Genomic DNA, 21916 nt, shown 5'->3' on the forward strand with positions numbered 1-21916 from the left:
GTTCTTATGGACATGCAAGAAGTAAAAAAAGAGATGACACAGCTGCGGCGCACGATCCGCCGCCACAATGTGCGCTACTACAACGACGATAATCCCGAAATCAGCGACTACGAATACGATCAGCTCATGCTGCGCTTGAAAGCGTTGGAAAAAGAGTATCCCGAGCTTATCACGGAAAACTCACCGACACAGCGGGTTGGCGGCGCGGCAAAGCGCACGGCGGGAGCATTCGTGAAGCACGATGTACCGATGCTATCGCTCCAAGACGTGTTTTCGCGCGAAGAGATCGAAGCCTTTGTGTATGATTTGCAGGAGCGCGTGGAAAATCCTACCTTCATCGTCGAAGAAAAGATTGACGGGTTGTCCCTTGCGCTGCGCTACGAAAACGGCGAACTTGTGTGCGCTGTCACGCGCGGCGACGGCATCGTACAGGGCGAAGACGTCACGGAAAATGCCAAAGTCATCGAAGATGTCGTACATACGCTCAAAGAGCCGCTGCCGTACTTCGAGGTACGCGGCGAAGTCTATATGACAAAGGCGGCATTCGATGCAGTCAATGAAAGGCGGCAGATGCTCGGACGCAAACTCTTCGCCAATCCGCGCAACTGTGCGGCGGGAACGCTGCGCCAGCTCGACAGCCGCATCACGAAGGAGCGCGGTCTATCGCTCTTTGTGTTCAATTTGCAGGCAGTGCGCGGCAAAGATTTTCAAACGCATGTCGAAGCCTACGATTTCATGCAGCGGCAGGGCATCAAGGTCATTCATGCCTACCACATTTGCCATACGGCAGAGGAAGTCTGGAATGCCATCGAAGAGATCGGCGGCTCACGCGGTGAGTTGCCCTATGATATCGACGGCGCCGTGGTCAAGCTCAACGATTTTCGGCAAAGAGAGATCCTCGGCGCGACCTCGAAAGCGCCGCGTTGGGCGATCGCCTATAAGTATCCGCCGGAAGAGAAGGAGAGCGTCGTGCGCAATATCACGCTTTCTGTCGGGCGGACAGGGCGCATTACGCCGACGGCGACGTTCGATCCCATCCGCCTCTGCGGCACGACCGTCGAGCGTGCGACACTGCACAATCAGGATTTCATCGACGATCTCGATGTGCGTGTGGGCGATACCGTCGTCGTCTATAAATCGGGAGAGATCATTCCAAAAGTCAAAACGGTCGTGAAGGAAAAACGACCGCAGGGAACGGTTCCGTTCAAGATCGGCGATCATTGTCCTGTCTGCGGCTCAAAAACTGTGCGGGAAGCGGACTCTGCGGACGTCAAGTGTATCAATCAGGCATGTCCGGCGCAGGTGGAAAGCCATATCTTGAATTTCGTCGGCCGCGATGCTATGGACATCAAGGGTTTAGGGGCAAAGAACATCGCCGCTTTGATTGAAACAGGAGTGCTCCATAATATTGCCGACATCTTCCGATTGAAAAATCATCGGGACGAACTGATCGCGCATGGCGTGGTCGGCAAGGAAAAAAATACGGACAAGCTGCTTTTGGCGATTGAAGAAGCAAAGAAGAACGAGCCGCAACGCCTCTTGACGGGCTTGGGGATCCCCGGCATCGGCAAGGCTGCTGCAGCTGCCCTTATGCAGCGATTCAAGACGCTTGACGCCTTGGAAAACGCGGATAAAGAAGCGATTCTTTCCGTGCGCGATATGGGAGAAACCAGCACAGCCGCCATTCAAGCATATTTTCAAAATGAAGGCAATGCCAGGATTTTTCGTGAGCTGCAGCATCTTGGCGTTGCGACGACGGCGCAGGAACGCGCGGCGCAGGACGATGTATTCGCCGATAAGACTTTTGTCGTCACAGGTACATTGGAAAGGTTCGGTCGCAGAGAAATCAGCGCCTTGATCGAGCAGCACGGCGGCCGCGTGACAGGCTCCGTTTCAAAAAAGACGGATTACCTTGTCGCGGGTGAAAATGCCGGCAGCAAACTGCAAAAGGCGGAGCAGCTCGGCGTTAAGATCTTGACGGAAGAAGAATTTCTGCATCTGATCGGCGATATTGACATCATATCTTGAAATGACTGGAACAATGACGGCAAGATATGATATAATTATTCGTTAGTATGAGGTCAGACGAATGGATGTAAAATAGAATTTGTTCGTGTGTGCCGGAATCTCTGATGGAGGTAGGTTCTTTTGAAATACATGACAGGAAATGAATTGCGTGAAGCATATTTGCAGTTCTTTGCAGAAAAGAAAGGGCATCTGCGTTTGCCGAGCGCATCGCTCATTCCGGCGGACGATCCGACGCTTTTGATGATCGGCGCGGGCATGGCGCCGTTCAAACCGTTCTTTACGGGCAAGATGAAGCCGCCGCGCACGCGCATCACGACGAGCCAGCGCTGCGTGCGCACGGGCGATATTGAAAACGTTGGGCGCACGGCGCGTCATCAGACGTATTTTGAGATGCTCGGGAATTTCTCGTTCGGCGATTATTTCAAGAAGGAAGCAATTCCTTGGGCGTGGGAGTTTTTGACCGACGTTTTGGATCTGCCGAAGGAAAAGCTCTGGGTTACGGTCTATCCGAAGGACGATGAAGCTGCCGCGATCTGGCGCGAGCAGCCTGATTTTCCGCAGGATCATATCGTGAAGCTCGACGACAATTTCTGGGAGATCGGTCCCGGTCCGTGCGGGCCCGATTCGGAGATCTACATCGACCTTGGCGAAGAGCGCGGCTGCGGCAGCCCCGACTGTGCCGTCGGCTGTGACTGCGACCGCTACCTCGAAATATGGAATCTCGTCTTTACGCAATTCGATCGTACGGAAGACGGACAGTACAATCCGCTTGAGCACAAGAACATTGATACGGGCTGCGGTCTTGAACGACTGGCATCGGTGCTGCAGAATAAGAAGACGAACTTCGAGACAGATTTGCTCTATCCCATCATTGCATACGCCTCGAAGGCATCAGGCGTCGCTTATGGCGAGAATGCGGAGAAGGACGTCTCGCTCAAGGTCATCGCCGATCATGCACGCAGTATGGCGATCATGATTATGGACGGCATCTTGCCGTCGAACGAAGGGCGAGGCTATGTGCTGCGCCGCATCCTGCGCCGCGCCGTGCGCCATGGTCGGATCCTCGGCATACATGATAAATTCTTGGAGGGCGCGATCGACGCTGTCGCCGAAATTTATAAGGGTGCAGCGGATTTTGAAGAGCTTGCCAAAAAGAAGGAATATATCAAGAAGGTCATCCGTATCGAAGAAGATCGCTTCGCTGCTACACTTGCACAAGGCATGGAGCTGTTGAACGGTCATATTGACGACTTGAAACGCGAAGGGAAAAAGATTCTTGCCGGCGAGATCGGCTTCAAACTGTATGATACATACGGCTTCCCGTGGGAAGTCACCGATGAGATCCTGCATGAAAACGATATGGAACTTGATAAAGAAGCGTTTGAAAAGTCGATGACAAAGCAGCGCGAACGTGCTCGTGCCGCACGGCAGGAAAATCAGCGCGTCGCTGTGCCTGACCTTTCGAGCATTGATACGACGCATCTTTGCGTTGACGACAATGCGAAGGAATCAACGGTTGTTGCTATATGGAAGGACGGCGCTCTCGTTGATGAGCTTACCGACGGCGAAGAGGCGGGCATCATTTTACAGACGACGCCTTTCTATGCGGAAGGCGGCGGTCAGGTCGGTGACGCCGGTCTTTTTGAGAGCGAGCTTGGGCGCATCCAAGTCGCAAACGCCAAGAAGCTGCCCGACGGTACCGTTTATCATATCGGCTATGTAGAAGAGGGCATGTTGAGGGTCGGCGACAAGGTTTCCATTCGAATCGATATGGTGAAGAAGCTGTCGTCGGCGCGCAATCACACGGCGACGCACCTTTTGCAGGCGGCATTGAAGCGCGTCGTCGGCGAACAGGTCAATCAGGCAGGCTCCTTGGTCATGCCGGATCGCTTGCGCTTCGACTTCTCCAATTTTGAGCCTGTGACTGCGACGCAGCTGCAGGAGGTCGAACGCCTTGTCAACGAGCAGATTCTCATGGCGAAGTCGGTTGAAGTCGCGCACATGGCGATTGACAAGGCAAAGGAAATGGGTGCGATGGCGCTTTTTGGCGAGAAGTACGGCGATGTCGTGCGCGTCGTTTCCGTGCCGGATTTCAGCATGGAACTCTGCGGCGGTTCGCATGTGAAGAACATCGGCGAGATCGGCATGTTCAAGATCGTCAGCGAAACGGGCATCGCCTCGGGCGTACGCCGCATCGAAGCCTTGACGGGCAAAGCCGCTATCGATTATATGAACGAAAAGGCAGATGCTTTGGCTGCTGCCGCGCACACGTTCAAGTGCCGTGAGGACGAGGTGCTTTCGCACATTGAGAACACTTTGGCGGATAATAAGAAACTCAAGCAGGAAATCGCCTCTTTCACGAAGGAACGCGCTATGGGCGATGTTGATGCTCTGCTCGCCCAGCAGAAGCAAATAGCGGGTGTTTCTTTTGCTGCGGGAATCGTCGAAGCCGACAATATGGACGATCTGCGTAAGATCGCCGACATGCTTCTCGACCGTCTGAAGAGCGGCGTTGTCGTGCTTGCCGCCGCGCATGAGAGCAAAGTCAACCTCGTGGCAAAAGTGGGCGAGGATGCTGCCGCGAAAGGCGCTCATGCGGGCAACATCGTCAAGGCGGCGGCAAAGATCGTTGGCGGCGGCGGCGGCGGGCGCAGGGAGATGGCGCAGGCGGGCGGCAAAGAGCCTGCAAAGATGCCGGAAGCGCTGCAAGAAGCCGAGCGAGTTCTTACCGAACAGCTTGCGTAATGCAGAATTTTTTGGCGCACGCTCGATGTTGTTGACTTGCTTCGGAGCGGGGGGATTTTTCTGGAAGTTGATGTTACCAAAAAAGCCATCCGATTTTTGCAGTTCGGCTTGCTTGGCTTCTTGACGCTCACCGCGCTCACGATCGGCGGCGTATGGCTCTACCAGCGTGCGCACAACACGGTGACCTTGGAAGATGTGCAGGTGAAGAGTGCGCTCGTGCCTGCAAAGGCGAAAGCGGATGGCACGATTTCCGAGATCTTAGTTACGGATGGCGCTCATGTGAATGCAGGAGATGTCATTGCGCACATCAAGCTCAATGTCACAGACGAAGATCTTGTGCAGCTGCAGCAAAACGTCGACTTGGCGAAAAAGAGCCTGGCTGATCTGCAAAAAGGCATCGCCGTTACACAGCCTATGATGAGCGATGCTCCCATCGCGGCTGCCGATACGGAAGCCGCGAGACAACGTCTTGAACGCATGAACGAACTCTATGCGATGGGGGCGATCAGCGCCGTCAAGCGCGATGAAGCAGAAGCAGCCTACAACGCTGCTCTTGCTGCCGATCAGGCGCGTGCGCCTGCGGCAAGCTATCGCACCGTCATGCAGCCTGCTTCTGCGGAACAGATCAAACAGGCAGAACTTTTCTTGAAGCAGGCAGAGATCGCTCTGACAAAGGCACAGCAGGATAAAGCGGGTACGGATATTACAGCGACCGTTTCCGGTACACTCTATCTCGCAGAAGGCGTTTCTGTCGGGGGCAGGATAAGCAGCGGGCAGACCTTTGCCAATATCGGCAATGCCGAAGATTTGTGGCTTGATGCTCAGATTGACGTCAAGCAGAAAGAGAATGTGCGCTTGGGGCAGTTTGCCTCTTACCGTTTGAACGGCCGCGAAATGCAGGGAACGGTTCAGGATGTAGAGGATGATGCCGAAGCAGGCGATGGTGAAGAATCTTTGCCGGAGAAGATTCATGTGCGCATTTCGATTCCTGAGGAAACGGGTGCAGAAATCCTGCCCGGCACGAGGGTCACAGTGCGCTTGTCGCCTTGATCTATCACAGGAAAAGAGGGATGTTTTGCGTATATTACTAACAAATGACGACGGCATTGAAGCCAGCGGCATCGAGGCTCTTGTACGCGTGCTTTCGCCGCATCATACGGTCGTCGTGGCTGCCCCAGCCTTTGAGCAGAGCGGCATGTCTCATGCGATTACGGTTAAGCGGTGCATTCGTCTCGACCGCTATCGCCCCCTAGAAGAGAAATACGGCGTAGCGGCATACCGCATCGAGGGTACGCCCGCAGACTGCGTGAAACTTTACCTTGAAGCGATTTCTTCCGATATATATCCGGAGTATGTAATCTCGGGTATCAATCACGGAGCGAATCTCGGCACAGATGTACTGTATTCCGGCACAGCCAACGCCGCTATGGAAGCATATCTGCACGGAATTACGGCGACTGCCGTATCCCTCGATATGAAGTCTGAGATTTCGTATGATACGGCTGCAAAACTCTTGGAAGAGAATCTTGCGTCGATTCTTTACGAAGAGGGAACTGCGAACTTCTACAATGTGAATTTCCCCAAGAAATTCAGCGAGGATGGTCCGCAGTTCGTCTTTACGCAGCTTGGTCGCCGCGATTATATCAATGCTTTTCAAAAGATGGAGGACGACGACGGTAAAGAATGTTACTTTCTCGGCGGAGAGATTCTCGACGAGGGCAACAGTGAAGCGACGGACATCGCTGCCGCAGAGCGTGGCTACATTTCCGTCACGCCGCTTCAAACAGATCTCACCAATTACATCTATTTGGATAAAATGCTGCACAGATAATCGCTTTGCGGCAAACGATTTTTAGGAGGAACAACTCACATGGAATCCATGATCAAAGACATCAAACTCGCACCGTCCGGCCATGACAAGATCAACTGGGTCAAAAATTTCATGCCCGTTATGGAAAATGTCAACAAGGAATTTTCCGTGACAAAACCTTTTGCAGGCAAGAAGATCGTCATCACGCTCCATCTCGAAGCAAAGACGGCGTACTTGGCGCTGATCCTGAAGAATGCCGGCGCAGAAGTTGCCATCACGGGCAGCAATCCTCTGTCTACGCAGGATGACATCGCTGCGGCGCTCGTCGAGGACGGACTGCACGTCTTTGCAACGCATGGCTGCAGCGATGAAGCGTATGAAGAGTACATCAACAAGGCGCTCGACATAAAACCTGATATCATCATCGACGATGGCGGCGATCTCGTGAATATCCTGCATACGAAGCGCCGCGAACTTCTGCCCAACATCCTCGGCGGCTCGGAAGAAACGACGACGGGCGTACATCGTCTGCATTCGCTCGCCCGTGCAGGGAAGCTTGAGTTCCCGATGATCGCGGCGAACGACGCCTATTGCAAGTATCTGTTCGACAACCGCTACGGCACGGGACAATCGACGTGGGACGGCATCATGCGCACGACGAATCTCGGCATCGCCGGCAAGACTGTCGTCATCGCCGGTTACGGCTGGTGCGGCAAGGGCGGCGCCATGCGCGCTCAGGGGCTTGGGGCGAACGTCGTCATTACGGAAGTCGACCCGATCAAGGCGATCGAGGCGGTCTTTGACGGTTTCCGCGTCATGCCAATGGATGAGGCGGCGCGCATCGGTGACATCTTCCTGACCTTGACGGGCGATAAGGACGTTTTGCGCAAGCATCATTATGAAGTCATGAAAGATGGCGCCATGATGGCGAATTCCGGTCACTTTGACGTGGAAATCAACATCCCCGAGCTTGAGGAAATCTCCGTATCGCGTCGTACGGTGCGCAAGAACATCGAAGAATTTAAGCAGAAGGACGGCAGGAAGCTCTATCTCCTTGCCGAAGGACGTCTTGTGAATCTCGCAGCGGGAGACGGACATCCGGCGGAGATCATGGATCTCTCCTTCGGCGTGCAGTTCTTCTCGGCGCTTCACATTCTCAACCATCATGCAGAGTTGGATAAAAAGGTCTATTTGATGCCCGATGAAATCAATACGAAAATCGCCGAACTTAAACTCAAGGCTTCGGGTGTAGCCATCGACTATCTGACAGATGAACAGAAGGCGTATCTCGGACTCGCCTGAGAAGAGGTGCAGAAGATGAAGATTCTGATTTCCCATGCACATATCTTCCAAACGGATGGTGTAGTGCAGGAAGGAAGCATCGCGATTGAGGGCGATAAGATCACGGCGATCGGCGAGGTTCCCGCTTCGTGGAAGCCCGATCGCACGATTGACGCGAAGGATAAATTTGCCGTTCCCGGCTTTGTCAACGCACATACCCATGCTTCGATGACGCTTCTTCGGAGCTATGCGGACGATATGAAACTCATGGATTGGCTGCAGCAAAAGATCTGGCCGATCGAAGCGAAGATGCGGAACGAAGACGTTTATTGGGGCGCAATGCTTGCCGCCGTGGAAATGATCCAAAGCGGTACGACGACGTTCGCCGATATGTACGGCCCCGATATGGAAAAGGTCGCCGAGGTCGTCGAGACGTCGGGGCTGCGTGCCGTGCTTTCGCGCGGTCTGATCGGCGTCGCGCCCGATGCTGACGAAAAACTGCAAGAAAACGCGACGCTTTTCAAAAACTGGCACAAGAAAGCCGCAGGACGCATCACGGTGATGTTTGGGCCGCACGCGCTCTACACATGCCCGCCCGATTATCTGCGTAAAGTTGCAAAGACAGCCAAGGATCTCGGGGCAGAAGTCCACATCCACATGTCGGAAACGAAAGGGGAGGTGGAGGACTGCCTCAAGCAATACGGCAAGCGTCCTTTCGCGCATGTCGCTTCTACGGGGCTTTTCGATAACGGCACGCTGGCAGCACACTGCGTGCATCTGGACGATGAAGATGTTGCCATCATCAAGAAGTACGGCATCCGTGTCGCGCACAATCCCGGCAGCAATATGAAGCTTGCGAGCGGCATCGCGCCCGTACTGCGTCTCCTCAAAGAAGACGTCTGCGTTGCACTCGGTACAGACGGTGCATCGAGCAACAACAACCTCGACATGCTCGAAGAAGTCAATCTCGCCGCTATGCTGCACAAGGTCGCGAGCTATGATCCCGAAGCCGTACCTGCACGAGAGGCGCTGCGTATGGGGACGGTGTACGGAGCGAAGGCTGTCGGTCTATCTGAGGTAGGGAGCTTAAAGGAAGGCTATAAGGCAGACATCGTTCTCTTTGATATGAACAGCCCCGCATGGGTGCCGCGTCATGATCTTGTATCGCTCCTCGTTTATTCCGCCAACGCCGCTTCCGTCGATACCGTTATCGTCGATGGCCGCATCCTCATGGAAAAGCGCGAGCTTCTGACGCTTGACGAGGAACGTATCCTGTTTGAAACAAAGCGTCGAGTGGCGCATCTTCTTGAAGCTTAAATCTCCCGTTATTGGGAAGAATCTCGTTCCATTTATTTCGTGTGTATTTTGCAGCAGCCCGCTATGGGCTGCTGTGATTTTAGGAATATCCATGTTTCTTTTAGATAGGTGATGTCGTTTTGAAAAAGAAAATTTCTAATAACGGCAAGGGAAAGAGCAGGGGAAAACCTCGGGCAAGAAATAAAAAAATGACGTCGATGTCATCTGCTCCCACAGGCAGACGCTATGAGATCATAGGTCTGCTTTTCCTTGCCGTAGGTCTTATATCCGTCGGTGGCTTGCTCGATTGGAATGTTGGTTTTATCGGTTTGTATTTTGCCAAATTTCTTCGCTATCTTTTTGGATTAGGCGCTTGGGTTGCATCAGGAGTCATTTTGCTCATCGGTATGCAATATGTAACGAAGCATCGCGGCATCGTCTATTCTACGCATTTTTTTGGACTCATCGGACTCTTTGTTTCCCTGCTTGCCATACTTCACCATTTTCTTGTACCCATAGGGGCGGAGATATTGCCGGAATATCTGCCGAATGCAGGCGGACTGTTGGGCGGCGGACTGCTCTTTTTCATCCGTAAATTTTTCGGTGCGACGGGAGGCATCATTCTCCTCTGTACCGGCGTTGTCGTCGCTGTCCTGCTTTCTACTAAATGGTCGCTTGCTGTGGGAATGCTGCGCACAAAAAAACAAGCGGAGGAAAGCATCGTCAAGGCGAAAGATACGCTCACTGTTGCACAGCAAAAGGTGGTGCAGGCGGAAAATATCTTGGAAGATCATGTACGCGAAAGGATCAGAAACTCTTTTTACAATCAAGATAAAGATGAATCTTTTGATGAAGTTTTTGCAGCGGACGATACATCTGGTGGATCGACGGAAGCGCTTTCTGTGCCGGCATTTTCCGACTTTTCCATACAAAAAGCTCCCGTCTTGCAGCAAACGCAGGATGAAGCGGATGATTTTTTTGCCGCGCTTGAGCCTGCTGTCGCGCAGGAAGAATCAGCACGTCTTGATTTTAGCGAAATGCACCGCGAGGAAGATGTCGCGGCAGAAACCGTGTCCGAGGAAATCGCACAAGAGGAATCGACAGATGAAGGGGAATCTCCGTCCTTTTCTATCGCATACGCTTCCGACAAAATAGATACGATGCCGGAAATCGCCGCAGAGCCGCCGCCGGACATTCCCGATGACTTTGATGTTGTTCCTTTGCCCGCAGATGTACCCATGACGATGGAAGTGCAGGACAAGCGTCTCGCAATGATGCAGCCGACGACCTCTACACAAGCTATGACAGCGACTCTGCCGCAGGAAGCCTCTTTGCCGCCGCCTGCAGTTTCGACCACGCCGCAGCCGATCTCGGAAGCGCAGGCGCAAGCAGCGGTTCATCCTGCAGAGAAGCCTTATGAATTGCCTAAGGTAGATGAGATACTCGCCGCCGAGGTAAAGAAGAAGAACCTCGCTTTGGAGAGGGAGATTGCCGAAAACGCGCAAACTTTGTCGCAGACCTTGGAGAACTTCAAAGTCAAGGCGAAGATCATCAATGCGTGTCACGGTCCCGCTGTCACGCGCTACGAGCTTGAACCGGCGCCCGGCGTCAAGGTCAGCAAGATCACAAACTTAGCGGATGATCTGGCTCTTAGCCTGGCGGCGTTTTCCGTGCGTATCGAGCCAATTCCCGGCAAAGCAGCCATCGGCATCGAAGTGCCGAACAAAGAACTTGAGGGAATCCGTCTGCGCGAGGTCTTGGAGAAGCCTGCTTTTGCAGAAGCAAAATCCAAGCTCACGGTTGGCTTGGGCGTTGATATTGCCGGACAAGGCATCTTCGCCGACCTTGCCAAGATGCCGCATCTGCTCGTCGCCGGCGCCACGGGGTCGGGAAAATCCGTCTGCATCAATACGCTCATCACTAGCGTTCTCTTCAAGGCGAAGCCGGATGAAGTCAAGTTCATCCTCATCGATCCTAAGATGGTTGAGCTTTCCAACTATAACGGCATTCCACATCTAATGGTTCCCGTCGTCACGGACGCGAAAAAGGCGGCATCCGTCTTGAATTGGTCGGTGCAGGAGATGGAGAAGCGCTATGCCAAATTTGCCGATACGGGCGTGCGCGATATGACACGCTTCAATGCAGCCAAACCCGAAGAAAAAATGCCTGCTCTCATCATCATCATTGACGAGCTTGCTGATCTCATGATGGTCGCACCTCACGACGTCGAGGATGCGATCTGCCGTCTCGCACAGAAAGCGCGTGCGGCGGGCATACATCTTGTGCTTGCGACACAGCGTCCTTCCGTCGATGTCATCACGGGCATCATCAAGGCGAACATCCCGTCTCGCATATCGTTTGCCGTTTCCTCGCAGATCGATTCACGCACGATCTTGGACATGAGCGGCGCCGAAAAGCTCTTGGGCAAAGGCGATATGCTCTTTTATCCCGTTGGCTCGGCAAAACCGCAGCGTGTGCAGGGCGCTTTCGTCAGCGATGAGGAGGTGGAACGGCTTCTTGACTTTATCCGCAGCCAAGGACAGGAAATGGAGGAAAATCAAGAGATCATCGAATACACGGAAAATGCCGCTATGGAAGCGGATGAGAGTAAAAAGGACATGACAAAGGAGAAAGTTGATGAGCTGTTAGGCGATGCCATCGAACTCGTCATGAACTCGGGTCAGGCATCAACATCAAGCATACAGCGGCGTTTCCGCATTGGCTACACACGCGCCGCCCGCTTGATTGATACGATGGAAGAAATGAAGATCATCGGACCAAGCGTAGGCAGCAAGCCGCGCGAGATTCTCGTGTCATCCGAAGAAGCAGAAGCGGCTCTGCGAAAAATCAGCTAAAATATTCACAACATAGAATATGCCCCTTGGTCGATTTTCTCTGACCATGGGGCATATTCGTTATCGTCTCAGCAAATTGTAGTGATGATTGATGATTTCCGCCATGAGCATCTTGCCGAGAATATCCGGATGCAGTCCATCAACAGACAGATTTGGCATCATGACCGTGTGATTCTCGTCATAAAAGTAAGGTTCTAAGTCAATGTAATACTTCTGACTGCGGATGTAAGTGTTGACACGCACGAGCTTTTGCCACCATGCGGGATCGGTATCCACGTGGAATGCGTTCCGAATGTTCGCGGGATTGATGGGCATAAGCGTCAAAAAGATTGGGCGGATGTCGTTTGCTTCGCACTTCTTTTTTATAGCATCAAGATCAGAGATAATCTGATCGGCGCTTATTTCTTCGGCGCGCAGGCTGTTTGACCCCGTGAGTATCAACAAGTTGTAAGGATGAAAGTAGAGGACGTCCTTTTCAAAGCGAAGCATCGAGGTATGCGCCGTATCGCCGCTGCGCCCAATATTGACCGTGGGGAAATCAAGATATGTCGTGAAACTGTATTCAAGATCAATGGGCGAAAATGACAAAGCGCCGCCGCCGTGTGTTATGCTGTCGCCGAAAGCTGCAGCAAAGATGCGGTTGTTTTTCTCCTTCACAGAGAATTTCTCAACATCGGAATAAGTGCCGATCGTGCTGCCGTTCGCGTCGATTGCACGCACGCGCCAATAGTAATCTCCGGCATAAGGACGTGCATATTCGTCATAGCAGCTGAAAGAACCCGTGACTTTTTGCGACCATTGACGATTTTTTGCAGGCAGCGCATTGTTTTTTTCTTCGGGAAGGGGCGGCGTCACCATGAGTTCGACTTCATAGGTTTCGATGCCGTTCAAGGGTATCCACTGGTAAACGGGATAGACGGGCTGCGTCGCATTTGGCATCTGGTCGAAGTTGTTGATCAAGGGCTTCGTGGGAAGCGGCTCCTTTACATCGATATAGATCGGCTCCGCTTCGGAAAATTCCCCGATCTTTTCATGATGAAAACCGAGGGCGCGCACGCGCCAATACAAAGTTTTCGTTTCGGTATTTACAAAAGGGCTGAGATCCGCTTGATAGCCGTTCGTAAAGATTTGATTCGTGCTGTAGAGATGATTTTTGCCGGAAAGAGTTGTTCCCCCCTCTGCATCCGGCTCATCCGAAAGAATTTCCAGTTCGTAGCAAACGGCGCCGGGAATTGTATGCCATACGAGAAACGGTTTGCGGCTTGCCGGATGACTTTTGGTGTATGAGAAGATGGGGCGAGGGCGCAGCGGCTCCTTGAAATTCGGATTTTCGACGACATTTGACGGCTCGGTGAGCTGGCCGAATATGCCAAATGCCGTGATGCGATAGTACATGGGAATCGGCGTCGCCGGCATTTCATAGGATGACTTGAGGGTGAAATCAGAAGTAAAAGCATGATATTCCGGCTCTCCTTCGATAAGTCCCGTCGTTTTTGAAAGCGCTTCAATGCGGTAGCGACACGGATAGGGCAGACGTTTCCATGAGATGACGATGCGGTCGCCTCTGTTTTCAAAGATCGGATGAAAAGGGATATTGCGCAGACCGAGTACATCGGTCTTTTCCGTCAAAAAAGCACAGAGAACTGTAAAAGATAGTATAATGAACGTAAAGAGAAGAAATTTTTTCATAAAAGCACCACAAAAAGAAAATAGAGGTTATAATGATAACTAACTTAATTAGTATACCATGAACGTCCAAGAGGTCAAGTACAAACGGTACAGATCGATGGACAACGGTCATGGAAGGAGGCACATGATGGAAAAAAAGGGGCTTATTCTCGTTCATACGGGGGATGGCAAAGGGAAAACGACAGCGGCTATCGGTCTCGCCGTGCGTGCATGGGGCGACGGTTTTCGCATCCTGATCCTGCAATTTATCAAGGGCAGCTGGAAATACGGTGAGCTTTCTGCACTCAAGGCTCTTGCTGAAGCAGATGGGCGCATCGAGATAAGACCTATGGGCATAGGCTTTACAAGAAATGCTTCCCTTGAGGAAATGATCGAGCATCGAAAAAAGGCGCAAGCGGCGCTGCAAGAAGCTGTCTCCGAAATCAAGAGCGGGAGATGGGATATGGTCATCCTTGATGAAATCAACTATGCTTTGAAGTTCGGTCTGCTTGAAGAGCAGGAAGTTTTGACGGCTCTATCGCAAAAGCCCGCTGCTCTCCATCTCGTATTGACAGGCAGAGATGCTTTGCCCGCTGTCATCGAATGCGCCGATCTCGTAACAGAAATGAGACTTGTCAAGCATCCGTTTGAGCAGGGGATTCGCGCACAAAAAGGCATCGAGTTTTGAACCGCAGATAAATATCTTGAATGTAGCGGTAAATTGCGATACAATCTAGGGTATATTTTGTACTCCTTTGCGTGATATTTGAATAGACAGGCGGGATAAGTAATGAGAAGTGACGTTGTTAAAAAAGGTGTGACGCGCTGTGCGCACCGTTCTTTGTTCCACGCGATGGGCTATGGTCCCGAGGATTTGCAGAAGCCGTTGATTGGCATTTGCAATGCATTCAACGAAGTGATTCCCGGGCATATCCATCTCCGTGAAATTGCAGCGGCGGCTAAGCTCGGCGTAGCTGCTGCCGGCGGCACGCCGCTCGAATTTCCGGCAATCGGCGTCTGCGACGGCATCGCTATGGGACATACGGGTATGAAGTATTCACTTGCCAGCCGTGAACTTATCGCCGATTCGATTGAATCCGTAGCTATGGCATCGGGCTTTGACGGGCTTGTACTCATTCCGAATTGTGACAAAGTCGTTCCCGGTATGCTGATGGCGGCGGCACGGCTGAACATTCCGGCGATCGTCGTAAGCGGCGGTCCGATGCTTGCAGGCCGCTTCCAAGGGAAGGATGTCAGCGTCAGTCAGTCCTTTGAGGCTGCGGGCAAGTTTGCAGCAGGTCTCATCGACGAAAGCGTCATGGAAGAACTTGAAGAGCAGGCATGTCCGAGCTGCGGTTCCTGTGCAGGTCTTTTTACTGCCAATACGATGAACAGCCTGACAGAGGTTCTCGGCATGGGACTGCCGGGCAACGGCACGATCCCCGCCGCCTATACGGGGGCGCGCAGGCTATTGGCGAAACGTGCAGGCGCCGTCGTCATGGAACTCATCAAAAACGACGTGAAACCGCGCGACATTATGACGCGCAAGGCGTTTGAAAATGCCATCACCGTCGATATGGGGGTGGGCGGTTCATCGAATACGGTTCTTCATCTGACCGCCATCGCCCATGAGGTCGGCATCGAGCTTCCCGCACCGCTTTTTGATGAAATCAGCCGCCGCACGCCGTATCTGACGAAGCTCAGTCCAGCGGGCAAGCATCACATGCAGGATCTCAATGAGGCGGGCGGTCTTTCGGCGGTCATGAAGGAGCTTTCTCGCAAGGGACTCATTCATTTGGATGCTTTGACTGTCACAGGAACGGTCGGCGAGCGTATAAAAAATGCGAAGATCGTGCGCTCAGATGTCATACGCACCGTTGACGATCCTTACCGCAAGCAAGGCGGTTTGGCGATTCTGCACGGCAATTTGGCGCCGGATTACGCCGTCGTCAAGGCCTCTGCCGTGGCAGAAGATATGCTCGTCTACAAAGGCACGGCACGCTGCTTCTCATCTGAAGAGGCGGGGGTCAATGCCATCATGTCAGGCAAGATCAAAGACGGCGATGTCGTTGTCATCCGCTACGAAGGTCCAAAAGGCGGTCCGGGTATGCAGGAGATGCTGAATCCGACCGCTGTCATCACAGGCATGGGACTCAAGGTCGCACTCATTACGGACGGTCGCTTCAGCGGCGCAAGCCAAGGCGCATGTATCGGGCATGTTTCGCCTGAAGCTATGGCAGGCGGTCCCATCGCGCTCATCGAGGATGGCGACATCATCTCGATCGACATCCCCAATCGCTCGCTTCGCCTGGAAGTTAGCGACGAAGAACTTGCCAAGCGCAAGGCGGCATGGAAGCAGCCGGAGCCGAAGATCAAGACAGGCTATCTTGCCCGTTATGCCAAACTCACAACATCGGCGAGCACGGGCGCGGTTCTGCAATAAAACGGCAGGAGGAGAATTCTTGCACATCGTTTTGATTGAGCCGGAGATCCCCGGCAATACAGGAAATATCGCGCGCCTTTGCGCTGTCAGCGGCATAGATCTTCATCTCGTTAAACCCTTGGGATTCTCTGTCGAAGATAAATATTTGAAACGCGCCGGGCTGGACTATTGGCGTTTGGTTAAGGTGCATTATCACGAAAACTTCGCCGAGGTTCTGCAGCTTTTCGAAGGTAAAAAGTTTCATTATTGCTCGAAGAAAGCGCCGCGCTCCTACAATACCGTGTCATACACGGCCGATGATCTTCTCGTATTCGGGAAGGAGACGGCAGGGATTCCCGAAAATCTGCTCAAAGAGCACTGGGACGACTGCATACGCATTCCCATGCGCGAAGGAGCGCGATCCCTAAATCTTTCGAGCGCCGCCGCTATTGTGGCGTATGAAGCCATGCGACAGATTGGTTTTCCGGGACTTGATCCTTCCGGTCATTGGCATGAATCTTGAATCATCGTGCGGATGTATTCTATATTTTTCCAATTGACGAGAATATGAAATTTTTGAGATGGAGCTGAATGGATTTGCAAATCAACCAAAAATTTGTTGACGAGATTCGGAGCCGTATGGAGCCGTCATGTGTTCTCCTAAACGAGCCAATGCGTGAGCATACGACATTTCACATTGGCGGCCCGGCGGATGTGCTCATCTTCCCGACTTCAATGGAAGATGTGTCGTTCGTTTTTCAATGCTTGAAGAAGCACGGCGTTCCCTTCGTGATTCTCGGCAACGGTTCCAACGTACTCGTCTTAGACAAAGGCATACGCGGAGCTGTCATCAAATTCAATTCCCTGTTTTCTGCCATCGAGAAGAAGGACAATATCCTCAAGGCAGGCGCCGGCGCACTCCTCAGCGACATAGCAAAATTCGCCGCTGAGAAAGGGCTTTCCGGCATGGAATTTGCCTGCGGCATACCGGGAAGCATCGGCGGGGCTGTATTCATGAACGCCGGAGCTTATGATGGTGAAATGAAGCAAGTCGTTTCTGCTGTTCGAGCGATTTCCCCCGAAGGGAAAACGGTGCATTTTGCAGCAGATCATTTAGAATTCGGCTACCGTCACAGCATTTTTCAAGAGAACGGCTGCGCTATCTGCGAAGTCGAACTTGCTCTTGTACCGGGCGCGGTACAAGATATCGAGGAAAAAATGGCAGGGTTTACGAAGCGTCGGGAGAGCAAGCAGCCTTTGGAAATGCCAAGCGCCGGCAGTACATTCAAACGACCGGAAGGCTACTATGCCGGAACCTTGATTGAACAGACGGGACTTAAAGGATTCACGGTCGGTGGGGCGCAGATTTCCGAAAAACATGCGGGTTTCGTCGTAAACACAGGCAGCGCCACGGCGGCAGATGTGCTTGAACTCATCCGTCAAGTACAGCAGCGCGTTTTTGACAAACATCAAGTCAAGCTGTTTCCCGAAGTTCGTGTCTTAGGCGAGAAAGATTGATGCCTTATTTGCGCGAAGGCTCATGGTTACTGGGGTTGTGGGTAGCCGCTATGCACCGCCTTGATACAATATAGACAAACTTCGGCTTCCATACTATAATAATGTAAGAGAGAAATGTTTGGGGGGATAGGAAATGGCAGATGAGCGGTTAATTGTAGCGTTGGATGTTCATTCCGTGGATGAGGTGCACAATCTCGTCGAAACATTGGGTGACAGTGTAGGATTTTACAAGGTTGGCATGGAGCTGTTTTACAGTATGGGTGCCGAAGTGATCGAATATCTCAAGAGCAAACAGAAAAAGGTGTTTCTCGATCTAAAACTCCATGATATTCCCAATACGGTCGCCAATGCCTTGCGTGTTTTGACGCGGCTGGGAATCGACATGATCAATGTCCATGCTACAGGCGGCTTTATCATGATGGAAAAAGCACTCGAAGCGGTTAAGGATGAGGCGGAAAAACTTGGCATCGAAAGACCGAAACTCGTGGCTGTAACCATTTTAAGCAGCATCAGTCTGAAAGATTGGAGCAGGATGTGGCCGGATATGGATCTCGATGATCAGGCTGTCCATTTGGCAAAACTGGTGCAAGAGGCGGGGCTTGACGGCGTCATTTCCTCACCGATGGAAGCAGAAACCATTCGGGATGCTTGTGGTCAGGATTTCCTGATCGTGACGCCGGGCGTGCGTCCTGCGGGTACAGCCATTAACGATCAGAGCCGTATTACAACGCCGGCAATCGCCTTAGGAAGCGGCGCTACGCATCTCGTCGTTGGACGCCCCATTCGTTTAGCGCTGAATCCTAAACATGCGGCAGAAAATATCCTGAAAGAGATGGGGAGCGTAAAGTCATGACAGAAGCAGAAGTCAAAGACTTACTGACAGAGACCCATGCCATTATGCATGGTCATTTTCTCCTGACATCAGGGCTGCACAGCCCGCACTATGTAGAGAAGTTCAATGTATTGCAACATCCGCAGTATACAGAACGTCTTTGTCGTGCGATAGCGGAAAAGTTCAAGGACAAGAGCATTGATACCGTCGTAGGTCCTGTAACTGGCGGTATTCTTTTGGCGCACGAAACAGGAAAAGCCCTTGGCACAAGAGCCATATTTACCGAGCGTGAGAACGGAAAAATGACGTTTCGGCGCGGGTTTTCGTTAGAAAAAGGGGAACGGGTCCTGATTGTCGAGGATATCGTCACGACCGGCGGGTCGATTGAGGAAGTCATTGAAGTTGTGCGCGAGTTTGGCGGAATACCTGTAGCTGTGGCAATGCTTGTGGATCGCAGCAACGGAAAGGTGCATTTCGATGGAGTACCGTGCACAGCCCTTCTGCACATGAATGTTGAAGCGTACAAGCCAGAAGTGTGCCCCCTTTGTAAAGAGGGTATGCCTTTGACGAAACGAGGCAGAACCGGCAAATAGATAGGGTACCTATGAAAAAGACAGGAGCGTAGAGTCGGCTCCTGTCTTTTCGCATACCATATATTAAGGAGAATATCTTGAAAGAAGAGCAGATAAAAAAAGTCGAAGAAGATGTTCGTACATGGACGTATTTAGAGAAGTTGCCGGCATTGTTTGAAGGATTTTCGTATCGAAAAGATATGACAATCGAAGAAGATATATATCAACTGTTTTCCTATGAGAATCCTGAAGAGCACTGCATCGCCACGGCGTATTATCATGAAGAAACTAAGGAATACAAGGTTAGCGTGCAAATCGGTCTGACGAAATTTTGCTGCATTGAATTTATTGCATCCAATATTTCTGCCTTTGAAAAACATCTTGATGAGCATCTGAAAAAGCTGCTTGTGGAGCTCATCACATTCGAGCCAACAGCCGTCAGCAGCATCGTTCGCAAGAAGAATATTATGGAGTGGGAATACGGAAAAACCCTTCCTGTATCACTGGAAGGGTTTGAACGATTCATCGGACCGGAAAAGCCGCTGAAAATTACGAACGGCTCTTACATCATCTTGGATTATTCCGATTTTTCCATTGAGAGCAATTTTGCTATCTATTACAATATTTTTCGTGATGAATTCTTCGGTGAAGGCAGAATTCGCGGGATTCCGGAAATCAATTACCTTTTCGATTCAACCGATCTCAGCGAACTTGCTACCAAGCTCGAACATCACCTCGTTCCACGATTGCAGGATGTTCGCCGAAAAGCGATGGAACAGAAAGAATAGGAGGATTTTATCTCATGCCATTTTCAAGCGGAGTTCTTGCATTAAAAGAGCAAGTCTTAAAAGATTTAGAAGATCCTTTTCGGAAGATCGAAAAAATCAGCGAAGAAAATACCTTGAAAGTTCTTACAGAGATGCGAAATTGCAAGGTTTCTGATATACATTTCAACACATCATCCGGTTATGCTTATGATGATATAGGCAGGACGAAACTTGAAGAACTTTATGCACGCGTCTTTGGAGCCGAGGACGCGTTGGTGCGTACGCAATTCGTTTCCGGTACACATGCCTTGGCTACGGTGCTGTTCGGCATATTGCGCCCGGGAGATAGGCTTGTATCTTTGACCGGCGCACCTTATGACACGATGCAGACAGTCATCGGTCACGCAGTATCCAGTCCAGGCTCTTTGAAAGAACACGGCGTTCTTTACGATGAACTTCCGCTGGAAAACGGGCTTGTTGCTATAGATCAAATAGATGCAGCGCTTGATGAAAAGACGAAAATAGTCTTGATTCAGCGTTCTCGCGGGTATAGTATGCGGCCAACGCTGTGCATCAAAGACATTCAAGTCATTTGTGAAAAGGTTCATCATCTGAAACCCGACTGCATTTGCTTCGTTGATAATTGTTACGGTGAGTTTGTAGAATTGCAGGAACCAACGCAGGTAGGAGCCGACATTATGGCAGGCTCTTTAATCAAAAATCCCGGTGGGGGACTTGCGCCAACGGGCGGTTATATTGCAGGACGAAAGGATCTTATCGAACTTGCCTCTTATCGCTTGACAGCACCGGGCATGGGAGCAGAACTCGGTGCATCACTTGTCAACAATCGCTTGTTTTTCCAAGGCTTGTTTTTAGCACCTCATGTAGTATCACAGGCAATGAAAGGGGCATTGTTTGCGGCAGGGGTTTTTGAAAAACTCGGTTACACAACGTATCCCAAAACGAGTGATGCAAGAGGGGATATCATTCAGGCAATCGAGTTGGGTTCAGAAGATAAACTCATTGCATTTTGCGGCGGCATACAGAAATATTCGCCCGTCGATTCCTTTGTGAAGCCGGAACCGTGGGATATGCCGGGGTATACGGATCAAATTATTATGGCGGCAGGAACGTTTGTGCAAGGCGCATCCATCGAGTTCAGTGCGGACGGACCTCTGCGGGCGCCTTACAATGTTTATCTGCAAGGCGGTTTGACATTTGAACAAATTATGTTCGGCATTTTGGGAGCCGCCGAAGAAATCGAAAATCTTACTAAGAAAATACTGGTTCCATGAAGTTGGCTGGATAGCTGAAGAAAGGGCATGCAGAAAAAAGTCTCTGCATGCCCTTTCTTAAAATCGGCGATATGTACCGATTACTTTTCCGAGTACCCGAACGCTTTTTTCATAAAATGGTTCCATCTCGTCATTTTCCGGCTGTAAACGTATACAATCTTTTTCTTTAAAAAAACGTTTGACAGTGGCGCTTCCATCCTCAACCAGAGCGACAACAATATCGCTATTGTCTGCCGTTTCCTGCTGTTTGACAAAGACGAAGTCACCGTCATTGATCCCTGCCTTGATCATGCTGGATCCCTTTACCCGCAAGGCAAACACTTTACTGCGCGTACCAATAAGCCCCTGGGGGATGGAGAACACTTCTTCGATATTCTCTTCCGCCAAGATCGGAATACCTGCTGTTACGGTACCAACAAGCGGAACGGGAACATTACGCTCCCAAGGCTTCTCTTCAAGAATATCAATAGCCCGCGGTTTCGCCGGGTCGCGCTTAATCAGACCGGACTCTTCCATCTTTGCGAGATACCCGTGAACCGTAGAGCTGGACTTCAATCCCACAGCATTACCAATTTCACGTACAGACGGTGGGTAGCCTTTTTCCAATAAAAAGTTTTTGATATAAGAAAAAATCGTTTGTTGCCATTCGGCAGAAGTATGACGTCGTTTCATGTTCATCACCCATAAACACCGATATAGTTGCTCTATTCATCTGCGTCAAATACGCGCTACTGACTTTATTATAGCAGATATGCTATTTTTACGCTATGGATAGCATAAATAAAAACTTATTGACGGATTATTTTTTTCATTAAAAGGTGGATGTC

The 21916-nt window shown here is 51.3% G+C and carries 17 protein-coding genes; 15 read left to right on the forward strand and 2 right to left on the reverse strand.

What is annotated here, in order from left to right:
- Window positions 1–6 precede the first annotated feature (6 nt).
- From ligA to ACO5Z0_RS07665, 7 genes are all read left to right on the forward strand, one after another.
- Window positions 7–2028 (forward strand): NAD-dependent DNA ligase LigA, encoded by a 2022-nt coding sequence (gene ligA / locus ACO5Z0_RS07635; protein WP_485649798.1) that lies wholly within the window; start codon window positions 7–9, stop codon window positions 2026–2028.
- Window positions 2029–2157: 129 nt separating this feature from the next.
- Window positions 2158–4773 carry an alanine--tRNA ligase gene (gene alaS, locus ACO5Z0_RS07640; protein ID WP_442676397.1) on the forward strand — a complete coding sequence of 872 codons (2616 nt, stop codon included), beginning with the start codon at window positions 2158–2160 and terminating at the stop codon, window positions 4771–4773.
- A 96-nt stretch (window positions 4774–4869) separates the two neighbouring features.
- Window positions 4870–5823 carry an HlyD family secretion protein gene (locus ACO5Z0_RS07645; RefSeq protein ID WP_485649799.1) on the forward strand — a complete coding sequence of 318 codons (954 nt, stop codon included), beginning with the start codon at window positions 4870–4872 and terminating at the stop codon, window positions 5821–5823.
- 25 nt (window positions 5824–5848) lie between these two features.
- The gene (gene surE / locus ACO5Z0_RS07650) at window positions 5849–6604 is read left to right on the forward strand and encodes a 5'/3'-nucleotidase SurE (RefSeq protein WP_485649800.1); all 756 of its coding nucleotides are present in this window, start codon (window positions 5849–5851) and stop codon (window positions 6602–6604) included.
- Between the two features lie 39 nt (window positions 6605–6643).
- Window positions 6644–7885, forward strand: a complete 1242-nt coding sequence (locus tag ACO5Z0_RS07655; RefSeq protein ID WP_485649801.1) for an adenosylhomocysteinase — start codon at window positions 6644–6646, stop codon at window positions 7883–7885.
- 15 nt (window positions 7886–7900) lie between these two features.
- The gene (locus tag ACO5Z0_RS07660) at window positions 7901–9181 is read left to right on the forward strand and encodes an amidohydrolase (protein ID WP_485649802.1); all 1281 of its coding nucleotides are present in this window, start codon (window positions 7901–7903) and stop codon (window positions 9179–9181) included.
- A gap of 197 nt (window positions 9182–9378) precedes the next feature.
- Entirely contained in the window at window positions 9379–12015 is a 2637-nt protein-coding gene (locus ACO5Z0_RS07665) for an FtsK/SpoIIIE family DNA translocase (protein WP_485649803.1), read from the forward strand.
- Window positions 12016–12075: 60 nt separating this feature from the next.
- Here the strand turns inward: ACO5Z0_RS07665 and ACO5Z0_RS07670 are convergent, their stop codons facing one another.
- The gene (locus tag ACO5Z0_RS07670; protein ID WP_485649804.1) at window positions 12076–13704 is read right to left on the reverse strand and encodes an SGNH/GDSL hydrolase family protein; all 1629 of its coding nucleotides are present in this window, start codon (window positions 13702–13704) and stop codon (window positions 12076–12078) included.
- 127 nt (window positions 13705–13831) lie between these two features.
- Between ACO5Z0_RS07670 and cobO the strand changes: the two genes are divergently transcribed.
- The 8 genes from cobO to ACO5Z0_RS07710 all read left to right on the forward strand — a co-directional run bounded on the left by cobO (window position 13832) and on the right by ACO5Z0_RS07710 (window position 21089).
- A complete protein-coding gene (gene cobO, locus ACO5Z0_RS07675) occupies window positions 13832–14371 on the forward strand; it encodes a cob(I)yrinic acid a,c-diamide adenosyltransferase (protein WP_485649875.1) in 540 nt (179 codons plus the stop codon).
- Between the two features lie 102 nt (window positions 14372–14473).
- A complete protein-coding gene (gene ilvD / locus ACO5Z0_RS07680) occupies window positions 14474–16126 on the forward strand; it encodes a dihydroxy-acid dehydratase (protein WP_485649805.1) in 1653 nt (550 codons plus the stop codon).
- 19 nt (window positions 16127–16145) lie between these two features.
- Window positions 16146–16628, forward strand: a complete 483-nt coding sequence (locus ACO5Z0_RS07685) for a tRNA (cytidine(34)-2'-O)-methyltransferase (protein WP_485649806.1) — start codon at window positions 16146–16148, stop codon at window positions 16626–16628.
- Between the two features lie 68 nt (window positions 16629–16696).
- Window positions 16697–17623, forward strand: a complete 927-nt coding sequence (gene murB / locus ACO5Z0_RS07690) for a UDP-N-acetylmuramate dehydrogenase (RefSeq protein ID WP_485649807.1) — start codon at window positions 16697–16699, stop codon at window positions 17621–17623.
- Between the two features lie 133 nt (window positions 17624–17756).
- Entirely contained in the window at window positions 17757–18476 is a 720-nt protein-coding gene (gene pyrF, locus ACO5Z0_RS07695) for an orotidine-5'-phosphate decarboxylase (RefSeq protein WP_485649808.1), read from the forward strand.
- A complete protein-coding gene (gene pyrE / locus ACO5Z0_RS07700) occupies window positions 18473–19048 on the forward strand; it encodes an orotate phosphoribosyltransferase (protein ID WP_442673582.1) in 576 nt (191 codons plus the stop codon). The genes pyrF and pyrE overlap by 4 nt, the downstream gene beginning before the upstream one ends.
- 77 nt (window positions 19049–19125) lie before the next feature.
- Entirely contained in the window at window positions 19126–19815 is a 690-nt protein-coding gene (locus ACO5Z0_RS07705) for a hypothetical protein (protein WP_485649809.1), read from the forward strand.
- 14 nt (window positions 19816–19829) lie between these two features.
- Window positions 19830–21089, forward strand: coding sequence for a methionine gamma-lyase family protein (locus tag ACO5Z0_RS07710; RefSeq protein WP_485649810.1), 1260 nt, complete (start codon window positions 19830–19832; stop codon window positions 21087–21089).
- Between the two features lie 57 nt (window positions 21090–21146).
- Here ACO5Z0_RS07710 and lexA read toward each other — a convergent pair whose 3' ends face one another.
- Window positions 21147–21761: a transcriptional repressor LexA gene (gene lexA, locus ACO5Z0_RS07715; RefSeq protein WP_485649876.1), complete on the reverse strand. Its 615-nt coding sequence runs from the start codon at window positions 21759–21761 to the stop codon at window positions 21147–21149.
- Window positions 21762–21916: the final 155 nt, after the last annotated feature.

The organism is Selenomonas sp. (assembly GCF_057272215.1).